Genomic DNA, 15,535 nt, shown 5'->3' with positions numbered 1-15,535 from the left:
GCGGAGCTGACAACATGCACGACGAGTTCTCGGTGGAGAGCGTCTACGCCGAACTGCTGGGGCGGGCGCCGGAAAATAAAATGGAGCCCCGACTGGCACCGCTGTTCCGGGCCATGGATGTGCTGGGAGAGCCGAACAAGGCTTTCCCTGTCATCCATATCACCGGCACAAACGGAAAAACCTCAACTGCCCGGATGATCGAATCGGGCCTGCGCGCGCACGGCCTGCGTACCGGCCGGTACACAAGTCCGCACCTGTCCAAGGTGACGGAAAGGATCAGCATTGACGGCGGGCCCGTCCCGGATGGGACGTTTGTGCGGATCTGGGATGAGATCCGGCCGTATCTGGCGATCGTGGATGCCGAGCTGGAGGCGGATTCGCAGCCGCGGCTGACCTACTTCGAATGCTTGACCATCCTGGCCTTTGCGGTCTTTGCCGACGAGCCGGTGCAGGTGGCCGTGCTCGAGGTGGGGCTAGGTGGGATCACCGACGCAACCAACGTTGCGGATGGTCTGGTGGCCGTGGTGACGCCGATCTCGCTGGACCATACCGAGCTGCTGGGGGACACCACGCGCGATATTGCGCTGGAAAAATCCGGCATCATCAAGGAAGGCGCCTTCCTGGTCAGCGCGGCCCAGCCCGTTGACGCCGCCCAGGTGCTGCTGGAAGCGGCGCGCGACAAGAACGCCGAGTTCCGCTTCGAGGGGGTCGAGTTCGGGGTCGAGTCCCGCGCTGTCGCCGTGGGCGGCCAAATGCTGACGGTGCAGGGTCTGGCCGGACGCTATCCGGATCTCGTGCTCCCGCTCCACGGGGCGCACCAGGCGGAAAACGCCGCCGTCGCCGTCGCGGCACTTGAGGCGTTCTTCGGCGGCGGAACCAAGGAACTGGATATCGACGTCGTCCGCGAAGCCTTGGAAACGGTGACCTCGCCCGGTCGGCTGGAAGTGGTGCGCACGGCTCCGACGGTGCTGGTGGACGCCGCCCACAATCCTGCCGGCATTGCCGCCAGCGCCGAGGCGTTGCAGGAAGCCTTCGCGCTCAGCAAGCTGGTCGTCGTGCTGGGCGTACTGCAGGAAAAGGACGCGGAGGGAATCCTGCGCCAGCTGCGCGAATCCTATGGCGACGAGGCGGCGGAAATCTGCCTGACGCAGTCGAAATCGCCGCGGGCTATGCCGGCGGGGGAGCTCGCTGAACTGGCCTCGGATCTGGGCTGGAACGAGGAAAACATCCACGTCGCCGAAGGGCTCGACGACGCGATCGAGTGGGCCGTGGAACGCGCCGAAAGCCACAATGACCTGGCCGGCGGGGTGCTGATCACCGGCTCCATCACGGTGGTTGCCGAGGCCCGTATCCTGCTGGGCAAGGAAGGGATCTAAATGGCTCGTCTGACCAAGGCACAGCGCGCGTGGCGCCCCGGTATGCCGAAGAAGCGGCGCTCCACGAAGGTGATGTTTGCCTCCGTGGTGCTGGCGCTGGAGGCCTTTGTTGCCTTCTTCGCCACGCTTGCCGTTTTCGGGCTCCGAGCCAAGGACATGTCCCAGCCGCTGATCCTGGTGGCCGGCATTGTTCTGAGCATCGTACTGATCTCGGCGTGCGCCTTCGTTTCCCGGAAGTGGGGGCCGACGCTGGGCTGGATTCTGCAGCTGGTGCTCATTGCGGCCGGTTTCCTGGAGCCGATGATGTTTGTCATCGGTGTGCTTTTCGCGCTGGCCTGGTGGTACGCGCTGCGGACCGGAATCCGGATCGACCGGGAAAACGCCCGGAGGGACCGCGAGCAGGCCGAATGGGATCAATCCCACCCCACTAAGCCCGTAAACTGACTACTGAATTCCTCCTGTACAAACGCTGCAAATACGATATTGGAGTCACTGTGAGCATTGAGCGCACCCTGCTACTGGTCAAGCCCGACGGCGTCGCGCGGAACCTGTCCGGCGAAATCCTTGCCCGGGTGGAAGCGAAGGGCTATACGTTGGTCGAGCTGAAGAAGACCGCTGCCACCCGGGAACAGCTGGAACAGCACTACGAGGAGCACGTCGGTAAGCCGTTCTATGAGCCGCTGGTGAAGTTCATGCTGAGCGGACCCGTGGTGGCCGCTATCTTCGAGGGCCACCGCGTCATCGAAGGCTTCCGCTCACTGGCCGGCACCACGGATCCGACCACGGCGGCGCCCGGTACCATCCGCGGTGACTTCGGCCGCGACTGGGGGCTGAAGGTGCAGCAGAATCTGGTGCACGGCTCAGACTCGGTCGAGTCGGCGGAACGCGAAATCGCCATCTGGTTCGCCTGAACCATCCCGGGGCCCTTGTCCGCCAGGACCCGGGCCGATCGCGAGCCTTGTCCGCCAGGACCCGGGTCTACCCTCCCGACTTACCCTCGCGGGGAAGAGGTGGTTAGCCGGCCCCGCCGCCAACGAAGAGATTCACGAAGCGGAAAAAGATGCTTGCGGCGACGCCGAGATAGAGCAGACCAATAATTACCCAGGCCCAGTCGGCAAGGAACCTCGTCACACCGGCAGGCGCCGGAATGACGCCGTGTTGAACGTTGCGGACCGTGGTCCAGACGAAAAGCGGAATCATCATGGCCCAGACCACCATGCAATATGGGCACAGAATGCCAATAGCGTACAATGCCTGCGACCAGAGCCAAGCGATCATAATCATCCCGAGGGTGACACCTGTCTGCAGCCCGATCCAGTACGATCGGTTCATCCGGGCCCCTGCGAACAGCACCATGGCGGTCGTGATGATGATCGCAAAGGCGAAGACGCCTATCAGCGGATTCGGGAAACCGAACAGCTCGGCCTGATGCGTTGCCATCACCTTCCCGCAGGAAATCCATGGGTTCACGTCGCAGCTGGTAACGGCATTGGGGTTCTTGTAGAGTTCCAGCCGGTCCAGCACCAGCGCTCCAGAGGCCAACCACGCGACGACGCCCGTAATCAGCAGCAGCCAAGCGAACGGCTTTCGCCGGGTCAGCAGCGGAAGGCGTGTTTCGACGTCATCGGAATGGCTAGGAGCGGCAATCGGGGGCGCAGTTCGGGACGCCGTAGCGGTGCGCGGGCCGTTCCGCGACCCGGTGCCTGTGGTCAACGTGGTGCCTGCGGCATTTTTTGGCCGGGCCATTTTCACCTGTTTCGTTGGTATGCGGATCTGTCCCGATTGTAACCCGATCACCTTCCTGCTGCCCGGGCATGAAACCAACCGGCGCGCCGACGAACGATGGTGAAGGCACCAGTGCGACCAGGGCGCGGGCCGTTCAACGGCGCTGGAATACGGACAGCCGGGCGTCCCGTATGAGACAATGAACTTGGCTGGCACCCGATCCATATGCGGGTTACGGTCCAATCGCAAGCTTTCAAGCTCGCCGGTGACGCACCGGGAGCGGACGGGGTGAAGATACCCGCCGTGTTCCGATATCCACCGCGCGGCCCCTGCTGGGCAGACCACCAGCGGGAGAGGGAACATGCAATTGGCTTTCGAGTGATGCCGCACCCCAATGATGGTGCGACCTTGAAAGTATCCAGATGACTTCTGTCAACGCCCGCGGGTTTTGACTATTTCGCCCTCCTGGGCGCCGGATGTGGCGACGCCTCAAGGGCTGGAGTAATGCCACAGATGGATAAAGACCAGACGTTCACAGGGACCGACGCGGCGGAGGATGCCGCAGTACCGGCAGACGCCGAGGCAGAACCAGCGGTGAAGCGTGCGGTGCGCAGCCGACGCAAGGTTGTCACGACGGACAACGGCGGGACGAACCCCGTGGAGCCGGGTGCGGCGGTGGCCGAAACCGCCCAGGCCATGCAGAGCTCGGAGAGCGTTGAGGGCTCAGGCCTTGCGGAAACCACGGAGGCTGGCCCCGTGACGGAGGCGTCGGTGCGGAAAGCATCGGTGCGGCGCAGCCGGGCGAGGAAGGTCACCGGCCCGGCAGCGGCCGATAACGGCGCAACGACCCCGGTCGGGATGGCCCCGGCACAGACGGTGCTCCCCGAGGTGACATCAGAGACGGCCGGCAGCGCGGTTGCTGCTCCCGTGGAGCGTTTCTCCCCTGCAGTTCCGACAGCCGAAATTCCTACGGCGGTTCCTGCCAACGGGATTCCCACAGTGGTTCCGTCCGCCGGAATCTCCGCAGGCGGAACTGACGGAACCGGCGAAACCGCCGCGAAGGCGCCGAAGCGTCCGGCCCGCCGCCGTGCTTCCTCGCCGGCAGCCTCCCCTGCCGTCACGGTTGCCACCGGTCCGGCCGAGCCCGCCGCTCATCCTGCTCCCGCCGCTCATCCTGCTCCCGCCGCTCATCCTGCTCCCGCTGCTCATCCTGATCCCGCCGCTGTTGCGGTTTCAGCTGAGCCGGGCGCTGGCGCTGTGGCTGCGGAAGCCGTCGTACCTGAAGAAGTCTCCGTGCCCGCAGCACCAGATGACGCCGCGCCGGCGACTGCGCCTGACGCTCCTGCGACTGGCGGGCCTGCGACGTCCGCGGGCGCGCCTGCGGCGGCACCGACTGCAGCAGACGCAGAGTCCGCGGCCGCACCCGCTGCGGAGCCGACGCAGAGCCCGCTCTTCCTGACGCCGGGCCTGTCGGTGCTGTTCCAGGCCCCGGACCTAAGTGCCGTGGTTGTTCCGGCCTCGACCAAGATCGCCGACGCCGCCGACTCCACCGACGAGGACGAAGATTCTGAGACCAGCGAAAACGGCCGTCGACGGCGCCGCGGCCGAACCCGTCGGGGACGCTCCGAGGACACCACTGATGAAGGCACGGATTCCGCCCGGACCGGTGACGATACCGGTCAGGACAACAGCGACAAGGGAGCCGACGGCGTAACCTCTCGTCGCCGTCGTCGTCGTCGCCGCGGCGATCAGGACCTGGAACTGACCGGCGGCACCGATGAGGACCCGCCCAACACGGTGACCCGCGTCCGTGCCCCGCGGCAGCCGTCCGAGGCTCCGGTCTCGAACAAGGTCACCAGCCTTCGCGGATCCACCCGGCTTGAGGCCAAGAAGCAGCGCCGGCGCGAATCCCGCGACACCGGCCGCCGCCGCCAGGTCATCACCGAGGCCGAATTCCTGGCCCGGCGGGAATCCGTGGACCGCACCATGATCGTCCGCCAACGCGACGAACGGATCCAGATAGGCGTGCTCGAAGACGGCATCCTCGCCGAGCACTTCGTCTCCAAGACGCAGCAGGACTCGCTGATCGGCAATGTTTATCTTGCCAAGGTCCAGAATGTGCTGCCGAGCATGGAAGCCGCCTTCGTGGACATCGGACGCGGACGCAACGCCGTGCTGTATGCAGGTGAGGTCAACTGGGAAGCCTCCCGGTTGGACGGGCAGGCGCGCCGGATCGAAAACGCGCTCAAATCAGGGGACTCCGTGCTGGTCCAAGTGACCAAGGACCCTGTCGGCCACAAGGGCGCGCGGCTGACCAGCCAGATCTCGCTGCCGGGCCGTTACTTGGTCTACGTCCCGGGCGGTTCCATGACGGGTATTTCCCGCAAGCTCCCCGACGTGGAGCGGAACCGGCTCAAACGGATCCTGAAGGACCATCTGCCGGAAAACGCCGGCGTCATTGTCCGTACCGCGGCCGAGGGCGCCAGCGAAGAAGAGCTCACGCACGACATCAACCGGCTGCGCGCGCAGTGGGAAGGGATCGAGGCGCAGGCCACGTCGACCAAAACGCTCGCTCCGGAAATGCTGTACGGCGAACCAGACCTGACCATCAAGGTGGTCCGCGATGTCTTCAACGAGGACTTCAGCAAGCTCATCGTCTCCGGCGAAGAGGCATGGGACACGGTCGAGGCCTATGTGACGTATGTGGCCCCGGATCTGGTGGATCGGCTGGAGAAATGGACCAAGGGCGAGGATATCTTCGCCGCGTTCCGCATCGAGGAGCAGATCGCCAAAGCATTGGAGCGCAAGGTGTTCCTGCCGTCCGGCGGCTCCCTGGTGATTGACCGCACCGAGGCAATGACCGTCGTCGACGTCAACACCGGCAAGTTCACCGGTTCCGGCGGAAACCTCGAAGAAACCGTCACCAAAAACAACCTGGAGGCGGCCGAAGAAGTTGTACGGCAGCTGCGACTGCGGGACATCGGCGGCATCATTGTCATCGACTTCATCGACATGGTGCTCGAATCCAACCGTGACTTGGTGCTCCGCCGGCTGGTCGAGTGCCTGGGCCGGGACCGGACCAAACATCAGGTGGCGGAAGTGACGTCGTTGGGCCTGATCCAGATGACGCGTAAGCGGATGGGTACGGGGCTGCTGGAGGTGTTCGGCGAGCAGTGTGAGGCCTGCGCCGGCCGCGGCGTCGTTACGCATGAGGTTCCGGTGGAACACCGACGCCCGCATACGGCGACGGCGGAACAGCACCTTCCGTCAGCCCGCAATGAGCAGCCGCGGCAGGAACCGGCCCGCTCACCGCGCGAGAAGAAGCGCCGCAGGGGCCAACAGGCCGTTGAAACCGAGATATGGGATGCGCCGGTGAACGAGCCGGTCGACGCAGAGCGACAGGCCAAGGCGACGGCGGCCCGGGCCGCCCTGGCCACGATCGCCGCGGCCACCCATGCCGTGCATCATGAGGGCGCAGAGCATCAAACCGCCGTGCAGCCCGACGGCACAGGCCGGCAGGCGGCTGTACCGCGGCAGGACGACCGGAGCACATTGGGACAGCGCCAGCTGGACCAGAACAGGCAGCCGGGCAAATCGCAGGCAGCGGACGCTGAATCGGCGGGCACCTTCGCCGCGAATGCTCCGTCGGGGGATGCGCTACCCGGGAATGCTCTGCCCGCGAACACGGCGCCCGGGAACGCGCTGGCCGCCGGCGAGGGCAGGCCGGCCGCGTCTGTGCTGAATATCGGCGGGGAAGCAATTGAACTGCCGCACGGCACGAGCCGGCAGCCGGGGTCCCCGGTGGATCCGTCGCAGGCCCTGGCCGGTCTCGCCCAGGTTCTCGATCACCTGTCGGAGGGACCCACCGGGGAGGTCCCGGATCATTCGGGCCTGGACGCAAACGGTCAGCCACTGCGCACGAGTGAACGCCGCGGCCGCCGTAACCGCGGCGCCAGCCGCGCACAGGGATCGGCCAACGCGAACGAGGTCCAGCAGCGTACATCCGGGACCACCCGGCAGGCCAATTCCTCGGATATTGGAGCTCCAGGACATTCCGTGCATGTTCCGGCCAAGCCCGCCCAGGCTCCCCAGTCCGCAGCGAAGACCGCAGCGAAGACCACCGCGCCGATCATTCTCGGCGTTGGAGTGCCGGCCTCCGAACTGTAGGCCTTCCGCTGCATACCTTGCGGCAGACATGCAGGCGTGGTATTGCCTGTGGCCACCATTTCTGGCAGTGCGGCAGAACCGTCACGGGGCTCGCTATATTGCTGTGAGCTATATCGTTGTGATCAGGGCGGGGGACCGCGAAGCCCTCGGCCTGAACATCGCCGGTCGTCGGTTTTTCTCGGTTTTGCAGTCGTCCGGAACCTTCACTAACGGGCGCGGCTTCAAGGCTGGCAGGACGAGGCGGCGGCATCGGCTAGTGTTGGTTTCCGACACGGGGTGCCGCGCCAAAGGGCCGGTTGAGATCCAGACCCGTTGAACCTGCCCGGTCAGCGCCGGCGAAGGGATGTCCGTCCATGCGCAGCAACCAGCAAAACAACCAGCAGGCCAACCAGCAAACCAGCCAGCAGCACCGCAGCCCGGATCCGCGGCCCGCTCTGAACCGGGTGCCGCGCGTGCTCAGCATCGCCGGCTCCGATCCTTCCGGTGGGGCAGGCATCCAGGCGGACCTGAAGAGTATTGCGGCGAATGGCGGCTACGGCATGGCTGCCATCACGGCCTTGACGGCGCAGAACACCCGGGGCGTTAGGTCGGTCCATGTTCCCCCCGTCGGATTTCTCAAGGAACAGTTGGACGCCGTCACCGAGGACATTGAGATCGATGCGGTCAAGATCGGCATGCTCGGGGACGCTGACGTGATCGACACGGTCGCCCGATGGTTGACACGGACCCGGCCCTCCGTCGTCGTTCTTGATCCGGTGATGGTGGCCAGCAGCGGAGACCGTCTGCTGCCGGCCAATGCCGAGCATGCGCTGCGGGAGCTCCTGCGGCAAGCCGATCTGATCACGCCGAACCTCCCGGAGCTTGCCGTGCTGGTCGACGAGCCGCCGGCACGCAGCTGGGACGATGCGCTGGCGCAGGGCAAGCGGCTGGCGGCGGGCAGTGACGTGCGCGTGCTGGTCAAAGGCGGGCACCTGGACTCGCAGGACTGCCCGGATGCCCTGGTGTCCCCGGACGGCTCGGTGCACCAGTTCAGGGCGTCCCGCGTGCCCACCCACAATACGCATGGCACCGGCTGCTCGCTTTCCGCCGGCCTCGCCACGGTGCAGGCGCAGCTGGGGGACTGGCCGGCCTCCCTGCAGCGTGTCAAGGCGTGGCTGCAGGGTGCACTGGAGCACGCGGACGAACTCCAGGTCGGCGGGGGCCACGGCCCGGTCAATCATTTTCAGTCGCTCTGGGCGCACCGGCCACCGGCAGACGGCGAGTTCTCAGGCCAGTTGTGGCAGGAAATCGCCGGCGTGCGCCGCGACATCTTCGGGTTGGATTTCATCAGGGCCTTGGGCGACGGCAGCCTGCACAGGCGGCACTTCGAGTACTATCTGGCCCAGGATGCGCTGTATCTCAACGGGTACTCACGCGTGCTGGCGCGGGCCAGCGCCCTGGCGCCGACCGAGGAAGAACAACTTTTCTGGGCCAACTCGTCCCGGCAGTGCCTGCTGGTGGAGACAGAGCTGCACCGCAACTGGCTGGGCGGCCAACTGGCGGATGCAGCGCCGGGCCCGGTGACCAAGGCTTACCTCGATCATTTGCTCGCGGCCAGTGCCGGCGGCAGCTATGCGGAACTCGTGGCGGCCCTGCTGCCGTGTTATTGGCTGTATGCGGACGTGGGAGCGACGCTGCACGACCAGTTCCGTGCGGACCAACCGGCCGACGACGGCGAGCACCCGTATGCGGCTTGGCTGACCACCTACGCGGATGAAGACTTCGCGGCCGCCACCCGGAGGGCAATCTCCATCACGGACCAAGCTGCACGGAACGGCTCGACGGGGGAGCGGGAGCGGATGCGGCAGGCGTTCGGCGGCTCAGCCCGCCTCGAACTGGCATTCTTCGACGCGCCGAGGCTGTATTCCCAGTAGTGCCATTCCCAGTAGCGCGATCGCCCATACCGCGATTCCCCGCGGCGCGCCGGGCAGCCTGTCGCGGGAACCGGGCGCATTCGGGCTATGCTTACGAAGCACGGTTCCGGTGACGGGGTGATGCGGTTCCACTTGGTGGCGTCCTCACATACAGTCTCCGAGGACCAGTCTCATTTGCGGCCGAGGGTAGATTTAGCGTATTCTTGTTCTTCGGTGCTTACGCCAGTACAGGGCATTTACTCCTTTGAGAGGTCCTCGGCGTCGAGGCACGGTGCGAAAACGCGAAGTGTTCATGAAACTGTTGATACGGCAGGAACAGGGAGCGGTGAGCACAGCTGGTATCCGGTCATGATCTTCCGGGTCCGCACGCAAACTTTGTAATAAACGTCGAGAGAAGTGAGTTCCACAGTGGTGTACGCGATTGTCCGCGCAAGCGGCCGCCAAGAGAAGGTTTCCGTTGGAGACTTCGTAACCCTGAACCGCGTCCCCGGTGGAGCCGGCAGCACATTCGAGCTGCCCGCTTTGCTCCTGGTTGATGGTGATAAAATCACCTCTGCCGCGCAGGACCTGGCTAAGATTAAGGTTACGGCTGAGATTCTGGAGGATCTTCGGGGACCGAAGATCGTTATCCAGAAGTTCAAGAACAAGACCGGCTACAAGAAGCGCCAGGGTCACCGTCAGGAACTGACCAAGGTAAAAATCACCTCGATCGCGTAGTTACGATCCCGCGGTTTAGTCGTCTTTAGTCGAAAAGGTAGGCATTTCAAATGGCACATAAAAAGGGTGCGAGTTCCACTCGCAACGGCCGTGACTCTAACGCCCAGTACCTGGGTGTAAAGCGTTTCGGTGGTCAGGTAGTTTCCGCCGGCGAGATCATCGTCCGCCAGCGTGGAACGCACTTCCACCCAGGCGCCGGGGTCGGTCGCGGTGGCGACGACACGCTGTTCGCGCTGATGGCAGGTGCTGTTGAATTCGGCACCGCCCGCGGCCGCCGGGTCGTGAATATCGTTACCGCTGCCGCTGCGCAGTAGCAGCAAGGACGGTAACACCAAACGCTTTTCGCAGTGGAGCGGGCCGCTTGGCTCGCTCCACTGGCTTTTAACTGCAGCGTTTGCTTTAACCGCAGCATCTGTTTTAACTGCGGCGTTTGTTTTGCATGAATTGCTTTACTGCCCGCGGATAGAATTGCCGCAGGGCAGAACTACTCAAGGAGAATCTATTGGCCAGCTTTGTTGACCGGGTTGTATTGCACGTATCCGGCGGGTCGGGTGGCCATGGCTGCGTCTCGGTCAAACGGGAAAAATTCAAGCCGCTGGGTGGGCCCGACGGCGGCAACGGCGGCAACGGCGGCGACGTCATCCTGCGCGTTTCGGCCAACACGACCACGCTACTGGACTATCACCACGCCCCGCACCGGCACGCCAGCAACGGCGGTCCCGGCATGGGTGACTGGCGCAACGGCAAGACCGGCGAGACCCTGATCCTCGAGGTTCCGACCGGAACCGTCGTCAAGAGCAAGGACGGCGATGTGCTGGCCGATCTGGTGAGTGAGGGCGCCGAATATATCGCTGCCGCCGGCGGCCAGGGCGGACTGGGCAACTCCTCTTTATCCTCACAGAAGCGCAAAGCCCCCGGATTTGCGCTTCTCGGCGTCCCCGGCGACGCCGGAGATGTGGTCCTTGAGCTGAAAAGCATCGCCGATATCGCGCTGGTCGGATTCCCCTCCGCCGGTAAATCGAGCCTCATCGCCGCGATGTCCGCGGCGCGGCCGAAGATCGCCGACTATCCGTTCACCACGCTGATCCCGAACTTGGGCGTTGTCCAGGCCGGGGACGTTCGCTTCACCATCGCAGACGTGCCCGGGCTGATTGAGGGTGCCAGCGAGGGCAAGGGACTGGGACACCACTTCCTGCGCCATGTCGAGCGCTGCGCGGCCCTGGTGCATGTGCTGGATTGCGCGGTGCTCGAATCCGACCGTGATCCGCTCAGCGACCTCGCGATCATCGAGCAGGAGCTGGACCGTTACGCCGTCGACATGAGTTTTGCTGGTTCGGACGGCGAGGTCGTTCCGCTGAACGCACGGCCCAAGCTGGTCGCCCTCAATAAGATCGACACCAAGGACGGCCGCGACATGGCCGAATACGTCCGGGGCGATCTCCAATCCCGCGGCTACAAGGTCTTTGAAATCTCCGCAGTCAGCCACGAGGGCCTGCGTGAATTGGGCTTCGCGATGGCCGAAATTGTCAAAGCCGCCCGCGAGGACGTTAAGGCCGAGGCAGCCCGGGTGGCCGTTCCGGTTCTGCGTCCCCGGGCCGTCAACGACGGCGGATTCACCATCCGCCGCGAGGAAAAGAATCTGGAGCCGCTGTTCCGTATTCTGGGCGCTAAGCCGGTGCGCTGGGTGCTGCAGACTGACTTCAACAATGAGGAAGCAGTCGGCTATTTGGCGGACCGGCTGGCCAAGCTCGGTGTGGAGGACAAACTCTTCAAGGCCGGGGCCACGCCCGGAGTCACGGTCATTATCGGCGAGGGTGACGGCATGGTCTTCGATTGGGAACCCACCATGATGGGCGGGGCCGAGCACCTTGCATCCCCGCGCGGCACCGACATCCGGATGGCGGATTTCGGTGACCGGCCGACCCGTACCCAAAAGCGCGAAGAGCAGCAGGAGCGCAAGGATGCCAGGGCGGCCACGCGGGTGGAGCTGGAGGCCGAGCGTAAGTCCGGTGTCTGGACCGGGACGCCCGGGCCCGGCAAGAAGGCTGCGCCGCTGCGTGAAAGCCAGCTGGTCGAGGATGGTGCACTGGACCACGACGGCGATGACTCCTAAGGCGCAGCTGGAGCCGGGGCGTCCGGCGGCAGCACAGCTGCGGGACCGCTCCGGGCTCGCCACCGCCGGCCGGATCGTCGTTAAGGTCGGCTCGTCGTCCCTTACCACCGTGGCCGGCGGAATTTCTGAGCGCGCTCTGGTGTCGCTGGTGCAGGTGCTGGCCGAACGCCGACTGCAGGGCACCGAGGTGATTCTGGTCTCTTCCGGAGCGATCGCCGCCGGACTGGCTCCGCTCGGGTTGGCCCGACGGCCCAAGGACTTGGCCACCCAACAGGCTGCGGCCAGCGTGGGCCAGGGATTGCTGATGGCCCGGTACAGCCAAGCGTTCGCCGCGCACGGTGTCACGGTCAGCCAGGTCCTGCTGACGGCGGAAGATCTGACCCGCCGGACGCAGCACGTCAACGCCCACCGCGCTTTGGAACGGCTGCTGCACCTGGGCGTCGTGCCGATTGTGAACGAAAACGACACGGTGGCCACGCACGAAATCCGCTTTGGCGACAACGACAGGCTCGCGGCATTGGTTGCGCACCTGGTCAAGGCCGAGGCACTGGTGCTGCTCTCCGACGTCGATGCGCTCTATGACGGGCCGCCGCAGCACGGGGCGCAGCGGATCAGCCACGTTGCCGGACCTGCGGATCTGGCAGGCGTGACGATCGGTACCGCCGGTAAGGCCGGCCTCGGCACCGGCGGGATGGCCACCAAGGTCGAAGCGGCCGCCATCGCCGCTGATACCGGCATCCCCGCGCTGGTGACATCCGCGGCCAACGCGGCCGCGGCGCTGGCCGGCGCCGACGTCGGCACCTGGTTCAGCGTCAATGGCGCGCGCCGCCCGGTGCGTCTGCTCTGGCTGGCTCATCTGGCCGATATCCGCGGCACGCTGACGCTCGATGACGGCGCCGTTAAGGCCGTTCGAGAGCGGCACAAGTCCCTGCTGCCGGCTGGCATAACGGCTGTCAGCGGCAATTTCGAAGCCGGTGACGCCGTCGAACTTGCCGACTTGAACGGAGTGGTTGTGGCGCGCGGACTGGTCAACTATGCGGCCGCCGAACTCCCGCAGATGCTGGGCCACGGCACCAAGGAGCTGGCCCGGGCGCTGGGCCCGGAATATGAACGCGAAGTTGTTCACGTTGATGATCTGGTACTGCTCTGAGACACGCTTGGCCTAAACTTGTGCCATGACTGAGCTGGCTGTGGAACAGAATGTGACCGAAGCGGTGTACGCCATCGCGGACCGGGCCCGGACGGCATCGCGCCGGATGGCGCATGCCAACCGCTCCTGGAAGGACCGGGCACTGCTGGCGATCGCTGCCGCCCTCGGGGAGCACCGCGGCCGGGTGCTCGCGGCCAATGCCCTGGATCTGGCCCGGGGACGGGGTGACGGAACATCCGCTGCCATGCTCGACAGGCTCACTCTGACGGAGGACCGGATGGCAGGGCTTTCCCAGGCGCTGGAAAATCTTGCGTCGCTGCCGGATCCCGTGGGCAACGTGGTCCGAGGTCAAACCCTGCCCAACGGCCTGCGGATGCGCCAGGTGAACGTCCCGTTGGGCGTGGTGGCAGCCATCTACGAGGCACGGCCCAATGTCACCGTCGACATCGCCGGGCTCGCGCTTAAAAGCGGCAACGCCGTCATCCTTCGCGGCGGCAGTGCCGCCGCGAAGACCAACGAAGCACTGCTGGGCATCCTGCGCGACGCGCTGGAAGAGTCCGGGCTTCCCGCCGACGCCGTGCAGAGCGTTGACCGCTACGGCCGGGAAGGTGCGGATGCTCTGATGCGCGCACGCGGCCGTGTGGACGTGCTCATTCCCCGCGGTGGCCGGGATCTGATCCAGTCGGTGCTGAACAACGCGTCCGTACCGGTGATCGAGACGGGCGAGGGGAACGTGCACATCTTCATCGACAAATCGGCGTCCGCCAAGATGTCGGTGGACATTCTGCTCAATGCGAAGACCCAGCGCCCGAGCGTCTGCAACACGGTGGAGACTTTGCTGGTCCACAGCGAAGCCACCGTGCTGCCGGAGGTCCTGACAGCGCTTTCCGCGGCCGGTGTCCGGCTGCACGTGGATGAACGCATCATGGCGGCCCTGCCCGCCGGACTGAAAGCCGTGCGGGCCGACGATGAAGACTGGGGACGGGAGTATATGGACCTCGATCTGGCCGTGGCCATGGTCGACTCCGTGGACCAGGCGGTCAGCCACATCCGTCGCTGGAGCACAGGCCACACCGAAGCCATCCTGACCAACGATCTGGCGAACGCGGAGCGGTTCATCGCAGAGGTGGACTCAGCCGCAGTGATCGTCAACGCCTCCACCCGGTTTACCGACGGCGGCGAAATGGGGTTGGGCGCTGAGGTCGGCATTTCGACGCAGAAACTCCATGCCCGCGGACCCATGGGTTTGACCGAGCTGACCACGACCAAATGGATTGTGCAGGGCGAAGGTCAGGTCCGGAGCTAGTGTCAGGATTGTTTGGGTAATGCCCGACGGCGGCGCCCGGAGCGTCCGGGTGCCGGCGGCGGCCCGTTCGCGTAACATTAGCTTCAGGACACACCACCGACGGTGCGGGTGCATTCCCGGAATGTACCTGCCATTGATACTTAGGGGAGAAATATGTTGACCCAGCTTGCTGGCGTTCTCGCAGCTGCCACCGAACATGAGGAAAAAGCGCCGCTGTTGATGCCGTGGTGGATGTTTGGCGTGTCGATTTTCGTCGTTTTGCTGGTGCTGATGTTTATCACCCTCTCCTTCACCAATATGGGTAACCGGCACACCGCGGTCGATGAGAGCGCCGATCCGCACCGCCAGCACACGAACAAGCACGACCATGGCGAGGGCGAAAAGATTTCCCATTCCTGACATATCGCCATCCGCACAACCGGTGAACGGGTCCGCGCGTCGCTTCCGACTGGGCGTCATGGGCGGGACCTTCGACCCTATTCATCACGGTCACCTCGTCGCTGCGAGTGAGGTCGCCGCCGTGTTTAATCTCGACGAGGTTGTTTTTGTACCCACCGGGCAGCCATGGCAGAAGGACAGACAGCAGGTCAGCACGCCGGAACACCGCTACCTGATGACGGTTATTGCGACGGCATCCAACCCGCGGTTCACGGTGAGCCGGGTCGATATCGACCGGCCCGGTCCCACCTTCACCATCGACACGCTGCGGGACTTGCGCCGGATGCGTCCGGAGGCTGATCTGTTCTTCATTACGGGCGCGGACGCCATGGCACAGATCATGTCCTGGAAGGAAAACGACGAGCTGTGGTCGTTGGCGCACTTTGTTGGTGTGACGCGTCCCGGCCACGTCCTCGACGGCATGGGCCGCTCCGACGTCAGTTTGTTGGAAGTGCCGGCAATGTCAATCTCGTCCACCGATTGCCGCAATCGCGTCCAGGAACAGAACCCGGTTTGGTATCTGGTCCCCGATGGAGTGGTGCAGTACATCGCGAAATACGGGCTATACCTTGAATCAGGACACAACGGTGTGGGTTCCAATCAACAAGTGAGTTCCAGTACTGAATGAGT

13 protein-coding genes are annotated in these 15,535 nt (G+C 64.8%); 12 read left to right on the top strand and 1 reads right to left on the bottom strand.

Annotated elements, in window-relative coordinates; genetic code table 11:
• Positions 1-14 precede the first annotated feature (14 nt).
• From ACLLJI_RS11740 to ndk, 3 genes are read left to right on the top strand one after another with little or no spacing between them, the layout of a single operon-like run.
• A complete protein-coding gene (locus tag ACLLJI_RS11740; protein WP_434621492.1) occupies positions 15-1,376 on the top strand; it encodes a bifunctional folylpolyglutamate synthase/dihydrofolate synthase in 1,362 nt (453 codons plus the stop codon).
• Positions 1,377-1,820, top strand: coding sequence for a DUF4233 domain-containing protein (locus ACLLJI_RS11735; RefSeq protein ID WP_434612453.1), 444 nt, complete (start codon positions 1,377-1,379; stop codon positions 1,818-1,820).
• A 50-nt stretch (positions 1,821-1,870) separates the two neighbouring features.
• Complete coding sequence (gene ndk / locus ACLLJI_RS11730; RefSeq protein ID WP_434612451.1) at positions 1,871-2,287, top strand: nucleoside-diphosphate kinase; 417 nt, start codon at positions 1,871-1,873, stop codon at positions 2,285-2,287.
• 103 nt (positions 2,288-2,390) lie between these two features.
• Here the strand turns inward: ndk and ACLLJI_RS11725 are convergent, their stop codons facing one another.
• Complete coding sequence (locus ACLLJI_RS11725; protein ID WP_434612449.1) at positions 2,391-3,122, bottom strand: vitamin K epoxide reductase family protein; 732 nt, start codon at positions 3,120-3,122, stop codon at positions 2,391-2,393.
• A gap of 483 nt (positions 3,123-3,605) precedes the next feature.
• On the opposite strand from ACLLJI_RS11725, the gene ACLLJI_RS11720 reads away from it, so the two are divergent.
• From ACLLJI_RS11720 to nadD, 9 genes are all read left to right on the top strand, one after another.
• Complete coding sequence (locus tag ACLLJI_RS11720; RefSeq protein WP_434612447.1) at positions 3,606-7,268, top strand: Rne/Rng family ribonuclease; 3,663 nt, start codon at positions 3,606-3,608, stop codon at positions 7,266-7,268.
• 353 nt (positions 7,269-7,621) lie between these two features.
• A complete protein-coding gene (locus ACLLJI_RS11715; protein ID WP_434612445.1) occupies positions 7,622-9,181 on the top strand; it encodes a bifunctional hydroxymethylpyrimidine kinase/phosphomethylpyrimidine kinase in 1,560 nt (519 codons plus the stop codon).
• A gap of 408 nt (positions 9,182-9,589) precedes the next feature.
• The gene (rplU, locus tag ACLLJI_RS11710; protein WP_434621489.1) at positions 9,590-9,898 is read left to right on the top strand and encodes a 50S ribosomal protein L21; all 309 of its coding nucleotides are present in this window, start codon (positions 9,590-9,592) and stop codon (positions 9,896-9,898) included.
• Between the two features lie 50 nt (positions 9,899-9,948).
• Positions 9,949-10,212, top strand: coding sequence for a 50S ribosomal protein L27 (gene rpmA, locus ACLLJI_RS11705; RefSeq protein WP_283559258.1), 264 nt, complete (start codon positions 9,949-9,951; stop codon positions 10,210-10,212).
• Positions 10,213-10,400: 188 nt separating this feature from the next.
• Positions 10,401-12,011: a GTPase ObgE gene (obgE, locus tag ACLLJI_RS11700; protein WP_434612442.1), complete on the top strand. Its 1,611-nt coding sequence runs from the start codon at positions 10,401-10,403 to the stop codon at positions 12,009-12,011.
• Positions 12,001-13,161 (top strand): glutamate 5-kinase, encoded by a 1,161-nt coding sequence (gene proB / locus ACLLJI_RS11695; RefSeq protein WP_283559381.1) that lies wholly within the window; start codon positions 12,001-12,003, stop codon positions 13,159-13,161. The genes obgE and proB overlap by 11 nt, the downstream gene beginning before the upstream one ends.
• Before the next feature lie 25 nt (positions 13,162-13,186).
• Entirely contained in the window at positions 13,187-14,467 is a 1,281-nt protein-coding gene (locus ACLLJI_RS11690; RefSeq protein ID WP_434612441.1) for a glutamate-5-semialdehyde dehydrogenase, read from the top strand.
• A gap of 153 nt (positions 14,468-14,620) precedes the next feature.
• Positions 14,621-14,866, top strand: coding sequence for a hypothetical protein (locus ACLLJI_RS11685; protein WP_283559261.1), 246 nt, complete (start codon positions 14,621-14,623; stop codon positions 14,864-14,866).
• Positions 14,867-14,924: 58 nt separating this feature from the next.
• On the top strand, positions 14,925-15,533 hold the full coding sequence (gene nadD / locus ACLLJI_RS11680) for a nicotinate-nucleotide adenylyltransferase (protein WP_434612438.1): 609 nt from the start codon (positions 14,925-14,927) through the stop codon (positions 15,531-15,533).
• Positions 15,534-15,535 lie beyond the last annotated feature (2 nt).

The organism is Arthrobacter sp. A5, assembly GCF_051131705.1.
In the GTDB taxonomy this organism is placed as follows: domain Bacteria; phylum Actinomycetota; class Actinomycetes; order Actinomycetales; family Micrococcaceae; genus Arthrobacter_M.
Note: the sequence above shows the minus strand (reverse complement) of the source record. Positions and strands in the feature narration are given on the sequence as shown.

Bases quoted from the DNA above. Each gene is read 5' to 3' on its own strand.
- ACLLJI_RS11740 (WP_434621492.1), top strand. From the start codon at position 15: ATGCACGACGAGTTCTCGGTGGAGAGCGTCTACGCCGAACTGCTGGGG.
- ACLLJI_RS11735 (WP_434612453.1), top strand. From the start codon at position 1,377: ATGGCTCGTCTGACCAAGGCACAGCGCGCGTGGCGCCCCGGTATGCCG.
- ACLLJI_RS11725 (WP_434612449.1), bottom strand. From the start codon at position 3,122: ATGGCCCGGCCAAAAAATGCCGCAGGCACCACGTTGACCACAGGCACC.
- ACLLJI_RS11720 (WP_434612447.1), top strand. From the start codon at position 3,606: ATGCCACAGATGGATAAAGACCAGACGTTCACAGGGACCGACGCGGCG.
- ACLLJI_RS11715 (WP_434612445.1), top strand. From the start codon at position 7,622: ATGCGCAGCAACCAGCAAAACAACCAGCAGGCCAACCAGCAAACCAGC.
- rpmA (WP_283559258.1), top strand. From the start codon at position 9,949: ATGGCACATAAAAAGGGTGCGAGTTCCACTCGCAACGGCCGTGACTCT.
- proB (WP_283559381.1), top strand. From the start codon at position 12,001: ATGACTCCTAAGGCGCAGCTGGAGCCGGGGCGTCCGGCGGCAGCACAG.
- ACLLJI_RS11690 (WP_434612441.1), top strand. From the start codon at position 13,187: ATGACTGAGCTGGCTGTGGAACAGAATGTGACCGAAGCGGTGTACGCC.
- ACLLJI_RS11685 (WP_283559261.1), top strand. From the start codon at position 14,621: ATGTTGACCCAGCTTGCTGGCGTTCTCGCAGCTGCCACCGAACATGAG.
- nadD (WP_434612438.1), top strand. From the start codon at position 14,925: ATGGGCGGGACCTTCGACCCTATTCATCACGGTCACCTCGTCGCTGCG.